The following is a 15,329-nucleotide window of genomic DNA, read 5'->3' as shown; positions in this document are numbered from 1 at the left end:
CGGTGGATGACGCTGATTCGCCGTCGCTTCCCGCGGTTGTCGAGCACATCCGCAGCGCTGTCGTCGAGGCGGGTTTTGTCAGTCGCGGCCGGATCACCAGCGGCTTGAAGGAAGCCTATCGCCCGTTTGATTTGGACGAGGCCGTGATACGTGAGAAGATCGATGAGGCGATCGATCTGATGCTGCTGAGCGGCGACCTTGAGGAATATGCGACCAGTGCAGGTCGGGGCTATGCGGGAACGCCTCCCAGACTGATCGATTGGGACGGCGACCGCGTCAGCTTGCTAGGTTCAAGCCGCCTCGGGACAGGCACGGTCCGCCAGTTTGCCGCAGAAACGTCGCCGAGCGATGGCGTCACGATCGCACTAAACGATGAACTCGGCCGCCCTGAATGGCGTAATGCGCTGGTTGAACTTGGCGGTGCTGATGCGCCCGAGAGCGATGCGCGCACGCTATTTGCATTCTCTCAGGCGCTGGCGGCAAGCGGGGACCGCTATTCGCTCGACGAGCCGAACGCCGTTGCAGTTGTAAGTGGCCGCGCAGAATTTTTCGGGCGCGCCGACCCCGCCCCATCAGGACGCTGGAGCCGGGTTGAAGCGGAGGGCTTCTATCCGGCCGCAATCCGTACGGGATACACGCTCAAGAACGTCGTGCTTCATGTCGCCGGCAAGGATACGACGCTGTGGCAACCGCCGTCGCGCGACATCTGGCGATGGATTGTCGTTGGCCAGACGCTGGCGCACGGCGACCCAGTGATGCGCTACGATCGGGCGAATGGGGTACTCGACTTCCTGACGCCGCCACCGCGCCAGGCAGAGCGCGCAGCGCTGATCACAGGCGAACAGCTCAAACCTTGGTCGTGGAGGCTCGACACCAGCGCCTATGCCGTCATAGCCACGCTCATGGGGTCTCCGCGCTAGGGGCTTTTGGCACAAGCCAGAAGAACCGAGGCGGCTTCAGCTTGGCAACCTCGCCAAGCGTTGACTCGAGCCCTTCGAGCCGGGCAAGCCTCGCCTGCCATGCTTGCTCGGACAGTGTCAGCATCAGTTCCGCGCCGCGGACGGCTGCACGATTGAACTCAAGCTTGGAATCGAGCGCCGCCGCCACCTTGATCTCGGCCCGGGCTGCTGCAGTGAGATTGTCGGCATCCGCTTGGGCGGCAAACAAGCGGGCCGGTACCTCGCGACGGATCGCATGCTGCGCGCGGCCGAGACATTCACCGCCAATAGCCGTCAACCGGCGCATCGCCGCGGTCCGCGCGGCGCGCTGCCGCGCCTCGGACAACATCGTGCGGCGACGCGCGAGTTGGTGCGCACCAATGCCGTCGAACGCAGCGGTCTCAGCCTCTGCCACTACCATTTCCTCGCCATCTTCGACCAAGGTCGCGAACAGCAGCTCAGGTGGACTCAGGTCGATCATCCAGCGGCGATCAGCCTGGAACTGCGCCAGCGCGATCCGCGCCATGGCAGCGCGCGCATCCTGTTCGGCTTTCGATACCTGGGTATCGCTCACTCCCCGCATCGCATCGGGGTCAAAGGCGAGCGCGTCGCGCAAATCAACTTCGCTCACCGCAATCAGCAACCGGCGATTGGCCCAGCGCAAAATCGGATGATCGTTGGGATATTCGACTATGAACTCAGTGTTGAGGTCCGCCGCAGGTGCCTGCTTTTCGAAAGCGACGATGGCGCCGTCATGAATGCCGCAACCATGGTCGAAGAAGTTGAGGCGACGCTTGGCCTCGTCACTCTGGACGACATTTGTGCGCGGCGGGCATTCGATCGCGGTGCGGCGAACAATGAAAGCCTGACGATACCAACTGTTGCGCGTATCGATGTCGGGAATGATCAGATCATTGGCATCGGGCTTGGTCTTGTACCACATCGTTTTGAAACGCTGCTCGCCATCCTGCCCGCTGCGAACGTCGAGAAAATCTTCGCGTGCGAGCTTGATCATCATCTCGGCGGCACGTTCGCGCATGAGATACCAATTCCAGTCAAAGCCTTCGACAGGTTTGAGTGGTCCTGCGTACTGTCGGCTGCGAAACCTTATTTCGCACCGCGTCGCCAACGCGGTGCGCGGTGTCGGGGGCAAGGTGGTTGCTTCAAGCCACGCGTCATAGGCTTCGCCAAGAGTCCGCGCCTGCTTTGCAGCGTCTCCCCACGTTGCGCCAGTTAAGCCATTGGCGGCGCTCGCGATCGCGTCGCTGATCTCCTTCCACTCGGACTCGTCAAACACCTCGCTGCGCAGGAAGACGCCTGTTCCTTCGAGGACGGTAAGGATGCTGTTCTCGATCGAATTTTCTACGACGATCGGGGTGATGGCGATCCGGCGATTGGCTGGTAGTCCCTTGGTGCCGAGCCGGTCGATGCGACCGATCCACTGCTGGATATCAGGCGGAGACCAGGGCAGCGCAAAGAAGATGATCTCGTCGGCGAACTGCAGATTATGGCCTTCGCGCGCGGCGTCGGCAGCGACCAGGATCTTGGCCTCGCCGCTGATGAAATCGTCGAGCGCTTCCTTGAGCAGCGCGACCTGCACTTCGAGCTCTTCCGCGGCGCCGACGGTCCGGCGCTTCCGCGCTACCTGCATGTCGGTGAGTTTCTCAATCGCGTCGCGCAGATAATCAGTGGTGGGATTGTCCTCGGCGACGACAACGGCGCGGCCACCCGGATTCTTGGCGTGGAAGATGCGCAGATGATCGATCAGTGCGTCGAGCTTGGCGTCGCCCGGCTCGTCACGCAGGCACGTGTCGATCTGTCGCCACGCAGTCTGGAGGTCGGGAGTCGTGCGCCGGAGCGTGCTGAGGCGTTCGCGTAACGATTGCGGGCTGCGTCCCGCGACTTGGAGCAGCGCTTCGCGGCGGATATCCAGATTGGCACCACGCGCAGCGTCGAGATAGGATCGCGTCGCTCGCGCGCGATCGACATCGCCGTCGGTCGGAGCAAGCTTGATCGGCTGGTAATTTCGCTTGGGCAGGGCATCGGGATAGTCGGTTCGTGCCGTGCGGATGAGCCGACGGTACAGGCCGAACGCCTCTTCGACCGCGCGGCGTCTGCCGGCGTCTTGAAGCTCGCCGCCCCATTCGTCGCGTGCGTGCGCTTCGCGCTCGGCCAGGATCTGGAGGATGTCGCGGTCTTCGGCGCGGGCAATGCGATCGGCCTCTGGCTCTAGCAGGGCCATAAGTTCGCGGCGCGTGCGCGCCTGGTGAAGCGCTGGAGTCGCAGTTAGAGCGATAACATTGGGGATGGTTCGCGCGGCAAGGATCAGGTCTTCGCGGACCTGGACCTGCAGCTTGGTGAATTCGTCTACAAGCAGCAGGTCGATGCGATCCGCGACAATGCGACCACCAGCCAGCAATCTGCTCGGCCGGACCAGCCGCATCACCAGATTGCCATGGACTCCCCCTTCGTCGCCACTCTCGAGTGCGAGGACGTGGCCGCGGCACAGCAATTCCTCTTCCCATTGCGACACCAGATCGTCAGGCACGACGAGCGCCGCCGTGAGAGGGCGCGGGCTTTGCGCGGCGAGCGCGCGCATGACCATTATTGCCTGGATGGTCTTCCCGAGACCGACCTCGTCGGCGAGAAGCCAACGGCATGCAGTGCCGGTCACCATGCGATGCACGCTATCAATCTGGTGGGTATAGGCAAATGCGCCGACGCCCAGAGCGCCGAGCAGCGCCTGATCACGGTCGAGGCGCCGCGCCGCAGCGTGGATACCGAGCAGCACTCGATGGAACTCGCTCATGCCGGCACCCCCACGACGGCGGGACCCAACCGGAGCGCAGCGTAGCGCGTGGCGCGCGACACGAAAGGATCATTGGCGAGGATATGAACGGCGGCATCGACGTCGTCGCAAGCGGCGGGCGACAACCAGAGCTGCAGCGCGCCGGCGGCCGCTTCGGGCGAGAGATAGCCGCGCGGTAAAGCGTAATTCCGGGTCCAGGCCGCGAGGTCCTCCGCCAGTTCAGCGATGCTGAGGTCGGTATAGCTGCGCTTAGCGAGCAAGCGGCCGCCTTCGGTCGGCGCCAATTGTCGCACCAGAGCGGGGCGGCGAATTGCACGCAGCGCTTCCTTGGCCGCGCTTTCCCAATCATCGGGCGGCGCACCGAAATCGAAATCATCCTCGACGTCTAGAAGCGCCCCTGCATCATGCAGTTTGATAATCGCTTCCGAGAATGCCGCGTTGAGTGCGTCGTCCATCGCGCCGTCTGCAGGCACCGTGCTGGCGATCGGCCAGTCGGGGTCAAGCGAGCGAGCGTGCTGAACAAACGCCCGCGCGAATAGCGCGGCCTCATCCGGGCCCGCTTCGGCCGGAACGGTTGCCATGCCCCGCGCGACTGCGATGTGCCAGAGCGAGGCGTGCGGATCGGTCGGGCTGTCCTTGCTGTCCTGCTCGGCAAGGGACCAGGCGCGGCCGCATAGATCGATCACCAATGGGTCTTCGAAATGGCGAACGATGCGCCCCTTGGCGCCGATCGCCGGTAGCGTCGTGCACCGCGCCCGCGCCCAGGCGATGCGGGCACGTGCGATATCGCCGACGCCCTTGCCATGGTCGAACATCCGGCGCGAACCGACGTCGGAGCCAAATTGCGCGGTGAAATCGCCATAATCGAAAATGTTGGAACTCAGGATCTGCAACGGGTCGGCGATACGGCCATCCGAGAGCAACAAGCCGTAGGCCTTGGCACCTCGGCTTGGCGGGGCGATGGTATCGGATGCCACGAACCGATGCGGCGCCTGCGCGCTTGCCTCAACCAACGTGGTGCTGAGGTCAGCACCAACCAATTGGGGCCCGTTCTCAGTCCATTCGACGGAGGCCGCGGGCCGCTCGAGCGGCATCGCGAGCGAACGCGAGCGTCCAAGCGCCAGACGGAGCATACCCTTGCCTGCTTCGAGCAGTTTGGCGCGAATTGCATCGTCATAGAGGGGCGCCAAGAGCTTCGAACTGGCTGCAATCGTCATCGGCAGAGTGGCGAGCCGCTCGCGTCCACGCGCGATCAGGCGTCCGTCGATTTCAAGATCAGCGGTCACGCTCACGCCGATGAGAGGTACTGGGCTTTCGACCCGCAACTGCAAGCGGCGTTCGACTAGCGCTTCGAAGGCGCTGTCGCGTTCGAACATTATGATGTCCGCAATGCCGTCCTCAGCACTCGGGGCGGCTTCGGCGCGAAGCCCGGGCCGGCCGGCGAGCCCGGAAACCGCAGCGATGCGACCATTGGCGGACAAACGCTGCGGCATTGCGTTGGACTCGTTGTCCGTGCCGTCGCTGTAGATTAGAAAAGGTCGATCGGGTCGGACCACGCCTTGGGGGGCACCGATCGCATCGATTGGATGGCGCGCAAGCAACGCCCGGCGCTGGTTAGCGAGCAGGTCTTCTTTGATCAGGATCGCTCGGTCGGCCGCGGTGGCCAGATTGGCCTCGTAGAAGCGATAGCCCCCGGCGGTGCCCAGTAGCTTGAGTCCGGCGAGGGAGGCCGTGTCTAGCCTTCGCCCAAGCCATGCATAGCCTGACACATCGTTCAAGACGCCGAAGCGCTGTTCCGCCTGGCTGCGATCGGCGTTGACATCGAACAGGAGCGTAGCCGTCCAGTCGATGGTCCTGCTGGCGAGTGTCGCTGCAATGTCCGTGCCCGCGCCAAAGACGCTCGCGGCGTCAGCATAGGCGGCATCCTCTTCGCTCGGTGCGGAACAGAGCGCGATCGCAAATGGACCAGTGCCAAGCGCGGTGTCTGGGTGAAGAAAGCTACCCGCGTTCCACAGGCGCGGCTTCCACCCAGCGGAACGGGCGATACCGCGCGCCTCGTCATACAGCGCCGGGGGCAATGCGGGCCAGTTCACGAAAACATGCACGCCGGTGGCATCGGCGAGCAGCGCGAGGCGTCCCAACGTCTGTTGGGCGGCAGTTGGCGGCTTTGCGGTCCGTCCGCGCAGCCGGGCCGCCCGCGCTGCAAAAAAGGCTTCAGGATCGGTTGCGACAGCGTCGCGCAGACGAGTGTATGTCGCTGACGACAGCAAATTCCCGCGATTGTCCGTAAGGAGCGCGCTCAGCACGCGCGCGCTTGGCGCTTCAAAGCGCAGCCAGTCGGTGAGCCTGGCTCCTTCGGCGGCGCTCGCCCACGCACGCAAGCTCGGAAAATTGGTCGTCCGTCCCGGTCCGGGCAGCGCGGCGACCGGCGCGCGCGCCATGAGCCGGCTGACCGGCCCGACCAGATCGAGGGGTAGCAAGGCGTTGGCGATCGGCCAGGCAATAATCGAGAAATGGCTACTGAATGCACTATCGCTCGGCCGCGACAGATCGTAGCGCTTGGCCTGCGTTTCGAAGATTTCGGCAATGCGCTGACGTTGCGCCATCGTGACGCCAAGCCCAAGTGCGTCGCTGAACTTCGCCCAGAACACCGTGCCGACCCCTTCGAAGCGGAATCCGATTTCTGCAGCAACAGCGCAAATCAGCAGTGGCGCGCGTGAGATGAGATTATCAAGGCTGTGTGAAAACGCGATTGGCGCCATGTCATCAAAGGATTCTGGCCAAAGCATTGCGTCGTCAACTGCTTCGATCAACGTAACAGCGACTGTCCGTTTCTTATTAAGCCCGACAATCGACGCCTTAAGCGCACGCTCAAGCTCGTCGATCTCCCCTAAACTCAACATCCCCCCTCAACCATCATACAGATGCTTCCCCTCGTCGCTATGATCCCCGTGCGATCACGCACTGTCGAGCAGAAACGTTCTCGTCTCATGAAGAATCCGCGGTTTTGCAGGGACCATTCGATTCCGCGCCGCCGCAACCCATCGAGCACCTCAAGACCCGGTATGCGATGCAATTGTCTAGGAGATTTCGCAGACCCGACCATCGGTCCGGACCACGACGACAAAATAATTGCGGTTCGGCGCACATCAGGCATAGTGCTTGGCCATAGTAGGGATGCCACCAGCGGCCATGCGCCGTGATCAACGGAGGACATCATGTCTATCGACGATACCGCAAGCGACCGCTTGCTTACCGAGGTTGAGCGCCAGCAGAAGTATCTTGCACGGCTGCCTGACGACTATCAGTTTCCGCTCTTCAACGCCGCGCAGGCTCTCGAATCCCAACGTCGCAGCGGTTATCGCAACACCGCCGCAGCCGCCCGCGAGATCGTAGACAACGCGATCGAAGCGAAGGCGACGCGCATCGACATCTGTTTCGAACGCCCCAAGCAGTTGAAGGCGCACCAGCGTGCCGACACGATCTTCGCTATGGCGTTTATCGACAACGGGTCAGGCATGCTGCCTAAGATGGCGCGTTACGCTCTGTCCTGGGGATCGGGCACCCATTTCGACGATCCTGGATTCATCGGCAAGTTCGGCTTTGGCCTCCCGAACGCTTCGATCAATCAAACCCGCCTTGTCGAGGTTTATACAAAGACGGCCGACTCGCCGACCATCACCAAGGCGATGCTCGATGCGCGCAAGGTAAAAACCCACGGGCTGCACTCGATCGAGGAACCGGTTGATGCCGACCTGCCTGATTTCGTCCAGACCTACCTCGACAAAGCCGGCCTAGCGTTCGATCACGGAACCGTCGTCGTGTGGGTCGATCCGGACCGCCTGACCTACCGCACGCCTGCGCTGATGAAGGAGCATCTGCTCGACGATTTCGGCGTCACCTATCGATACCTCCTCGACAAGGTCGAACTCCATATCGACAAGACCCGGGTCGCCGCGGTCGATCCGCTGTTCCTGACCGACCACGCCCGCTATTTTCTCGACGAGACCAAGGGCGGCGCCAAGCAGAGTGCCGACTATAACATCGCGGTCAAATATGCGCGCGACCCCGAGACCGGGCAGATGGCCCTAACCAAGATTGAGGATCTCTCGGAGATCGATCGAGCCGACCCCGGCCTGGAAGCCGCAGGCGCGATTTATGTCCGAGTCTCGCGCTTTCCATATGGCTTCGCCGAAGCCGCACCAAAGGGGCAGAAGGCGGCGACCGACGCCAATCGCCGGTTCGAAATCCGAAAGACCCGTCGCGGCATGTCCTTTGTCCGCGCTGGCCGCGAGATCGAGACGGTCGACGTCTTTCCGAAGTCGGTGAAGGACCAGGCCAAGGGCCTCGGCAACTGGCCACTGCTCCAGTCCTATGCCTATCACTGGGGCGTCGAGGTCAAGTTCGATCCCGATCTTGACGAAGTGTTCGGCATCACCAACGACAAGCAGACGGTGCGGCCCATTGAGGACCTCTGGCGGTTGTTCGCATCCGAGAAAATCGACGAGCAGCTTGGCCGCGAGCAATCCGAACAGCGCAACGTCCGCAAGGCCGCTCGCGAAAAGCTGCGCCAGGCGAAAGCCCAGCGGTCGCCCGAGCCGACCGCCGCCGAGAGCGCCGCGGCTGCCGCCGACACGATGACCGGCCACAAGCCTCGTATCACCGAGCGTGTGAAAGCTGAGGTTCGCGAAAAGTTCGAAGAGAAGGTCGCCGAGCGCGCCAAGGTCGATGCATCATCGGTCGATGCCGCTCGCGTCGCGCTAGAGGCCGAGGCCAGCAAGCGGCCATACGTCATCGACTTCTACGACGAGCCGCGTGGTCCGTTCTTCAAGCCCGAATGGCTCAACGGTTCGCAGATCGGCGTCATCATCAATCGCGAGCATCCGTTCTTCCAGACGCTCTACAGCCCGCTTCTCAATCTCCCGGCGGGCGGACAGGCCAAGCAAGCGCTCGACGTGCTGCTGATCGCGCTGGCGCGCGCCGAACTCGCGGTCGAGAACGAAGAGACCGCGAATTTCTATCTCACTCAGCGTGAGCGCAAGTGGAGCGAATTTCTCACCGACGCGTATCGCTCGCTGCAGCAGAAGCTGGCCCCTCTCGACGAGGAGACCGCCGAGGCCGAGCAGCAGATCGATGGCGACATCGCGGAATTGGAGGCAGCGGAATGAGTGTTCGGGCGGGGGTGCACCAGAACTCCCGCCCATTTTGTTAATGCCCGCGTACATCGGGCCGACATCGTGGCGTATGTGTGAGTATCAGTTCGAGACCAGTGTAGGTGCGGCCATGAGCCGTCATGTCCCCGGGACGCTGCAACGGCCTTCAAGCTGATTTTTGAAGGCCCTAGCAGCGAAAGGAGGACTCCGTCATGCGCGGTGTCTCGTTGAACACACTTATCGAAGCAGCTGTCACTGAACAGCCCTATAATCACCAGCGCCTCGGCCTCCAGGCCAAGCGTTATTGCGGCGTCATCTCCGGCAAGATCTGCAGTGATCTGCCCGAGGATCTGCACGACGACATCTTCCAGCAGGCTTTCGTCGAACTCTTCCGTATCGGCGCGGGTGCCCTCGAGCGCCTGAGCGGGCTGGCGCTGTTCCGCCGCGCTATCTTTGTTGCGATCCGCGTCGTGCGCGCCGATTACGCGCCCCCCGGCCGCCGCACCCGTAAGGCCCGTGACGGCGCGCCGCCCGAGCGCGTTGCCGCGGAGGATATCGGCTGGATCGCCGAGGGCGACCACCTGCAGCGCGCCACTGTCATCGGCACCGATAACACGCCCTATATCGACTTCGACCAGTTCCAGAGCCCTGCCGCCGCGGCAGCGATAAAGCGGGTCGAAGATCGCATCGACGGAGACTGGGCGCTCCGCCGCGCCCCGCTGAACGTTGCCTCGGCGCTGCGCCTGATCTGCCTCGACGGCGTCCGCGTCGACATGGCGGCGCAGGCGGTCGGGCTCGATCGCTTCAAGCTCTACCGGGAAGTGGCTGCGCTCTCGTCGGCCCTGGCCGCCGCCTGATCGCATGGCCTCCGGACCGGACACACTACGCGGGGCGGGGATCGGGTCGGTCCTCGCCGCGCAACGCGCCTATGCCGAGGATCGCGGCGAACGGGCGAAGTTCGGGCTGGTTGTGCCCGAAGCCTTCGTTCGGGGCATCCGCGACTTGGGCTATCGCAGCAACGGCGATGCCATCGCTGAACTAATCGACAATGCGCTCCAGGCCTTCGCCGATCGCATCGATGTCGCCTTCGGCTATGATGGCACCACCTCGCTCAAAAAGCCCCTCCAACTGGCGGTGATCGACAACGGTCACGGAATGGAGCCGGCGATGATCCGCATGGCCGTGATGTGGGGCGGCACACACCGCGAAAACGACCGGAGCGGGCTTGGCCGCTACGGCTATGGCCTTCCCTGCGCTTCCGTCAGCCTTGGCCGTCGCTTCACGGTGCTGTCGAAAGTCGCCGATGGCACGGTCCACGCCGTCTCGCTCGATCTCGATGCCTTGGCTGCCGGTGCCTATACCGACCGCATCGGCGATATCATCGTCCCCGAGCCCGTTGAAGCAGACCTGCCGCCCTTCGTAGCCGAGCAGATCGCAACGGCCCATCCGCGCGGCTGGATCTCGGGTACGGTCATTCTCATCGAGAAGCTCGACCGGCTCGAATGGGCGACCACGCAGGGACTGCGTGAAAATCTGTGCCGCCAGTTCGGGGTCACCTATCATAAGCTGCGCGGCGAGGCCGCGCTGTTCGTCGACAATGAATATGTCGAGCCGATCGACCCACTGTTCCTGACCCCCGAATTTCACCTTCACGAGCTCGACGACGACCGCGCGCGTCCGCTCGACCCGGTGCGGATCGAGGTTCGCGATCCCGAAACCGGCACTTACAAGGGCGCCATGACGCTCCGCTACGCTTGGCTTCCGCCCAGCTTCGGCTCCGTTGACAAGGCCCGCGATGCGGTCGGGCTTAACGCCAATCCCCGGTTCGCGATCCTCAAGGATTATCACGGCATCTTGTTCAGCCGGAATGGCCGGCTGATCGACGTCCAGACACGCACCCCCTGGACCAGCTTCATCAACAACGATCGCTACATCAAAGTCGAGGTCGAGTTCGCGGCAACGCTCGATGAGCCCTTTGGCGTCACCACGTCGAAGCAGCAGGTCACCATATCGCAGTTTATCTGGGACAAGTTGCGGGAAGCCGGGCTGCCGAAGGCGATCGAGCAACTGCGGATAAAGGTCAAGGAAGCCAAGCTTGCCAGACGGGTCGCGGCCTTTACGCCCAGGCCTGGTGAGCGCCTGCTTTCCGAGCGCGCAATGAGCGGAAGCGCGGGGTTGATGCCGTCCGATCATACCGAACGTCAATTGGCGCTCGGGCTGCGGCTATCACCGTATCGCCTTCGTATCGAGCATCTGTCCAGCGCACCGTTCTTCCGCATCGACCTTCAGGATGGCGCGCGAACCCTTCACATCAATGCCGCGCATGTATTTTATGAGGACATCTATGCCGGCGCAAATTCATCCGCGGAGACGCGCGCCGCGCTCGAACTATTGCTGTTCAGTTTTGGCGATGTCTTGCTCAATGATGATGGACGCAGTGCTTCCGATCAGGAACGCCAGATTATCAAATGGTCTCGCCGGCTCGAGCAAGCGCTGGGCATGATGGCCTCGCATCTGGCGGCGGGCGATGAAACCGATCCCGAGCCCGATGATTCGAACGATGGCGGCTAGCGGAAGCGGGCCAGTTTTGCGATAAGGGTCGGGGGCGCGCGAAGCGGCCTAATCGATCTGGAGGCAGGGTGTCCGCGAACGAAAAGCCAGTTGATACCGATCGATCGCGCGCGTTTTCGCCCTATCTGGCGCCAGACGAACACAAGAGATTGCAAGAGTTTATCGGATTCGGGAGCCAGCCAGTTCCTGGATTTGCCGAAGAACTGCGCTCGCTCGCCCGTCGTTACGTCGATGATGGCGACAGCCTAAAGCTGAGGGCGATCTGCCTGTTGGTCGCCGACCTATTCGAGCAGGGTTGGCAGGTCACCACCAAGGGCGGCAACATAGCCTTTGCGCCGCCCGGGCTGGTTCGCGCGGACACCGAATCCGTCGATGACATTAAGTCGCGCGTCCGCCAGGCGCTTCAAGCCGCGCGGCGCCGCCAACTGGCCGAGCCGTCAGTCCGCAAATTTTTCGAGCGATGCGAACGCCGCCGTATCCGGGTGCATGGGCGCCCGTCCTCCATTGTCGATCTGATCGATGATGGCAGTCAACTTGCGGCCGAACTCGCGCGCATCAACGCGCTTCCAGTTGAAATGCGCGATGCCGCTCTGGCAGGCGTCGTGGATCCGGTCATTGAGGTTTGCGAGGCTGGCCTTCGCTGCACCGACACCGGCCTCCCGCTGATCGATGTCTGGCGTTACTTCCGCCACACATGGGCGCACGAGTATCGCTCGATCCCCGGGCGGCAGATGATGGTGCTCATCCGCAATGCCGCGCGGCCCAACCGCCCCGTCATGGGTATCGGCATGCTCGCGAGCCCGGTGATGCGCCTTACGGCCCGCGATAACTGGATCGGCTGGCTACGTGAATCCGCCGAGGAACGCATTGTCTCGGGCGAATGGTGCCCTAAGGCCTTTGCCAAGGCGATCTGGCAGCGCATTGAGGCGTCGATCGCTGACATTCGCTGGGATGACTTGGTCACCCCTACGGAAATCCTCAATCCTACCGAAGCGGTCGCGATGCGGCTTGAGCAATGTGCCGCAGGCGCCGCCTTCGCCCGCGAGGTCGAGCTTCGCACCCATTTCGAGACCTACCGCGAGGAAGGCGACGACATGCGCCCCCATCGCGGCACGTTCAAGACCGCCAACGCCGAGGCCGATTGGCAAGCCGCTTCGGAAGACCTCCTGTTCGTCCGCAAGCGCGCCGAGGGCATGGCGAAGCTGCTGTTTGCCAAACAAGTGTTTCGCACGGCCCGGCTTCGGCGGTCGCCTGCCATTGCGCTGCCATTGCTGTTTGCTTCGCGAGATGGCCGCCGCGCTCTCGACATTGTCCTGACCGAGTTTCGCAAAGCGGGACTTTCGAGCGAAGTGGCTGACGTGAGTATTTGCGGTGCGGTCCAACCGTACAACGAGTTGCTGTCCGGAAAGCTGGTCGCGCTTTTGTTGGCATCGCAGGAAGTTCGCGATGCCTATGAACGTCGCTATGGCGGCCAGATCAGCGTCATTGCCTCTCAAATGGCAGGCCGGCCAATCATCAAACCGGCGAACCTGCGGATCGTCACGACCACGAGCCTCTACGGCGTCGGTTCCAGCCAATATAATCGCCTATTCCTACGCGCCAGCGAGCATCCCGGACTGCCCTTCGATCTCAAGTGGGGCACGATCGGCAAGAGCCTGACAGGTGGCTTCGGAACGCTTCACCTCGGCGCCGAGACCGCACACGCCTTGCGCAGCATGGCCTTCGCGCGACACGACGCACGCCGCGTCAACAACCGCTTCGGCGAAGGCACTAGCCCGCGTCTCCGCCAGATTCGTGAGGGACTCGATGCACTGGGTCTGAAAAGCGATACTATCCTCCACCATGCGACCCCGCGCATCTTTTACGGCTGCGAACTTAGCCCCGGGTCTCGGGCGGCCCTCCTCGGTCTGGGGGGCGGTGGGCATCTCGCCGCGTCCAGTGCCGATATTGCCGCCGCCTGGCGTCGACGCTGGCTCACCAGACGTATCGCTCGCGAGGAAACCTTACACGCAATGAGGAGCCTCGGGCCGATCAGCATCCGGGCCAGTCTCCATGCCGACGCCGACGGGCAGTTCCTCCTGCCGATCGAAAGCATCTAGACCATCGCGAGCAGGCAGCGAGGGTCAGCAAATGGACGCCAAATTCTCCTCCGCTTCTCGGCTACAATTCATGAACTACAAACCCCGTGAGCGCTGTCAGGGGTCGACCGTAGGCGCCAGCCGATGAAAGGAATTTGCGGCGATGCTGCAGACCCGAAGGGCGGGCTCCAGAGCGTAGTGCCGTGGGTTGGGCGCTGGAGGTAACCAGAAAGGTGTCTCGATGGTGTCAAAGTCGTCGTCCGGATTCTCATTACCCGGAAAATCTGTCAATCGGCCCTTGAATTGCGGTCATGGCCTCATGATGGTATTCGGGGCGGGCGTCTCGATGTGCGGAACGACGTCGGATATCTCCGCGTCAGCCGATTGAGCGAGATCGCTGACACCACCGTCCCTGGCGGCGACACCACCGGCGCTTGACGCGACGGCGATCGGGTAACGGCTCAGGCGAGAAGCGTGGTGTCCTCCTTACCCCATTCGAACTCTGTGCCATCGGACCAGATGCAGTGCAGGATGACAGCAAGCTTGCGCGCGACCGCGACGTGGGCTTTCTTCATCCCGACGCGCCGAACGAGCTGTTCGCCCCACGCCTTCAGTTTCGACCAGCGCTTCGTTCGGTACAGCAGGACGACCGCGGCTTCATAAAGATAGCTTCGCAGCGCACGATCGCCCCATTTGGAGACGCCGCGTTGAACGTCTGTATCTCCAGACTCGTGCCGGCGCGGGGTGAGGCCGAGATAGGCGCCAACCGTCTGGGCGGACCCAAAGCGACCGGGATCGTCGATTGTGTGACGATAAGCGAGCGCGGTGACGGCACCGACCCCCGGGACGGTCATGAAGCGCTGCACGGCAGCATCGGCGCGCGCGAGATCACGTACTTTCTTATCAAGCTTGGCTTGCTCGGCAAGCACATGCTCGTAGACGGCCAGCAGATGCTCAATAATCCCGCTCAGCGGTACCCGATCGGCGGTGAGTTCGCGGACCGGCGCGGTGAAGGCACGGCCAACTGCGCGCGGGAAACGGGGAACTTGATCGACGTACCAGGTCTTTCTGGCGTTCGCCGACTGGAATGCTTGCCGTTTCGCTGCCGTGATGGAAGGCCGCCACTTTTTCCAACGGTGGAACTGTCGCATTTTCCTGCTCTTCCCAGAACAGCTGCTTGCATGGCACGATGCAGGAGCGGCATCCGAGGCACCTCGATAGAGGCTTCCCAAGACGTCGAAACCGCCATGGGACAGATCTATCTTGCTTACTTGCGTGACCCCAATGGCAACAAGATCTGTGCGCTGCACTGGCCAAGCAGCCTGACGCCGGGACAGATGGCAAAGCCCGATTTATCTGAGGGTCAGCGTCACGGCTCTCGACGCGTGTAAACGCATTTCACGACCACGATCCTGATTCGCGCTTCCGAGAGCGCAGATCTCACGCGTTGGCGTCAGCGCGCTCCTTTGCCCGGAGCTCGTTAATATTCGGGTTTACATCCTGCCGCCGCCACATAGTCTGTCAGGATGATCGACCCAGCTCGAATAGACGAGGAGTGCGCCGCCTTCGCGCGGCGGGTTCAACTCCGCCGCAAGGAGGCGGGGCTGTCGCAGGCCGAGTTCGCCAAGCGGGCGTCGATGACACAGGGTGCGATCTCCGCGTTTGAAGGCGGCAGGGGTAGCCCTTCGTTGGTCACGGTCCTGCGGCTTGCCAACGCGCTTGGCATATCGGCAGCCAGGTTCTTCAAAGACTAAAGCCCAGCACCGATGACCAGGTTCAC

General features: G+C 62.7%; 9 protein-coding genes. 6 read left to right on the top strand and 3 right to left on the bottom strand.

Going from position 1 to position 15,329, the window contains the following annotated elements; translation table 11 throughout:
- Positions 1-2: 2 nt before the first annotated feature.
- Complete coding sequence (locus tag AAC645_RS11595) at positions 3-920, top strand: hypothetical protein (RefSeq protein ID WP_340316164.1); 918 nt, start codon at positions 3-5, stop codon at positions 918-920.
- Here the strand turns inward: AAC645_RS11595 and AAC645_RS11590 are convergent.
- Entirely contained in the window at positions 901-3,747 is a 2,847-nt protein-coding gene (locus AAC645_RS11590; RefSeq protein WP_340316162.1) for a helicase-related protein, read from the bottom strand. The genes AAC645_RS11595 and AAC645_RS11590 overlap by 20 nt on opposite strands.
- Positions 3,744-6,509, bottom strand: coding sequence for a hypothetical protein (locus tag AAC645_RS11585; protein ID WP_340316160.1), 2,766 nt, complete (start codon positions 6,507-6,509; stop codon positions 3,744-3,746). The genes AAC645_RS11590 and AAC645_RS11585 overlap by 4 nt, the downstream gene beginning before the upstream one ends.
- 456 nt (positions 6,510-6,965) lie before the next feature.
- On the opposite strand from AAC645_RS11585, the gene AAC645_RS11580 reads away from it, so the two are divergent.
- The 4 genes from AAC645_RS11580 to AAC645_RS11565 all read left to right on the top strand — a co-directional run bounded on the left by AAC645_RS11580 (position 6,966) and on the right by AAC645_RS11565 (position 13,570).
- Positions 6,966-8,915: an ATP-binding protein gene (locus AAC645_RS11580; protein ID WP_340316159.1), complete on the top strand. Its 1,950-nt coding sequence runs from the start codon at positions 6,966-6,968 to the stop codon at positions 8,913-8,915.
- Positions 8,916-9,112: 197 nt separating this feature from the next.
- The gene (locus tag AAC645_RS11575) at positions 9,113-9,757 is read left to right on the top strand and encodes a hypothetical protein (protein ID WP_340316158.1); all 645 of its coding nucleotides are present in this window, start codon (positions 9,113-9,115) and stop codon (positions 9,755-9,757) included.
- 4 nt (positions 9,758-9,761) lie between these two features.
- Positions 9,762-11,471, top strand: a complete 1,710-nt coding sequence (locus AAC645_RS11570) for an ATP-binding protein (RefSeq protein WP_340316157.1) — start codon at positions 9,762-9,764, stop codon at positions 11,469-11,471.
- Between the two features lie 149 nt (positions 11,472-11,620).
- Entirely contained in the window at positions 11,621-13,570 is a 1,950-nt protein-coding gene (locus AAC645_RS11565) for a Druantia anti-phage system protein DruA (RefSeq protein WP_340316156.1), read from the top strand.
- A 440-nt stretch (positions 13,571-14,010) separates the two neighbouring features.
- On the opposite strand, the gene AAC645_RS11560 is transcribed toward AAC645_RS11565, so the two are convergent.
- Positions 14,011-14,700 carry a transposase gene (locus AAC645_RS11560; protein ID WP_340316155.1) on the bottom strand — a complete coding sequence of 230 codons (690 nt, stop codon included), beginning with the start codon at positions 14,698-14,700 and terminating at the stop codon, positions 14,011-14,013.
- Between the two features lie 375 nt (positions 14,701-15,075).
- On the opposite strand from AAC645_RS11560, the gene AAC645_RS11555 reads away from it, so the two are divergent.
- Positions 15,076-15,303 (top strand): helix-turn-helix domain-containing protein, encoded by a 228-nt coding sequence (locus AAC645_RS11555; RefSeq protein ID WP_340316153.1) that lies wholly within the window; start codon positions 15,076-15,078, stop codon positions 15,301-15,303.
- The last annotated feature ends 26 nt before the right edge of the window (positions 15,304-15,329 follow it).

The sequence above is a fragment of the Rhizorhabdus argentea genome, from assembly GCF_037861105.1.
Lineage (GTDB): Bacteria > Pseudomonadota > Alphaproteobacteria > Sphingomonadales > Sphingomonadaceae > Rhizorhabdus > Rhizorhabdus argentea.
This window is presented reverse-complemented; position numbering and strand designations above follow the sequence as displayed.

Excerpts from the sequence above, each read along its gene's own strand:
- AAC645_RS11570 (WP_340316157.1), top strand. The coding sequence starts at position 9,762 with ATGGCCTCCGGACCGGACACACTACGCGGGGCGGGGATCGGGTCGGTC.
- AAC645_RS11585 (WP_340316160.1), bottom strand. The coding sequence starts at position 6,509 with ATGGCGCCAATCGCGTTTTCACACAGCCTTGATAATCTCATCTCACGC.
- AAC645_RS11555 (WP_340316153.1), top strand. The coding sequence starts at position 15,076 with ATGATCGACCCAGCTCGAATAGACGAGGAGTGCGCCGCCTTCGCGCGG.
- AAC645_RS11575 (WP_340316158.1), top strand. The coding sequence starts at position 9,113 with ATGCGCGGTGTCTCGTTGAACACACTTATCGAAGCAGCTGTCACTGAA.
- AAC645_RS11590 (WP_340316162.1), bottom strand. The coding sequence starts at position 3,747 with ATGAGCGAGTTCCATCGAGTGCTGCTCGGTATCCACGCTGCGGCGCGG.
- AAC645_RS11580 (WP_340316159.1), top strand. The coding sequence starts at position 6,966 with ATGTCTATCGACGATACCGCAAGCGACCGCTTGCTTACCGAGGTTGAG.
- AAC645_RS11560 (WP_340316155.1), bottom strand. The coding sequence starts at position 14,700 with ATGCGACAGTTCCACCGTTGGAAAAAGTGGCGGCCTTCCATCACGGCA.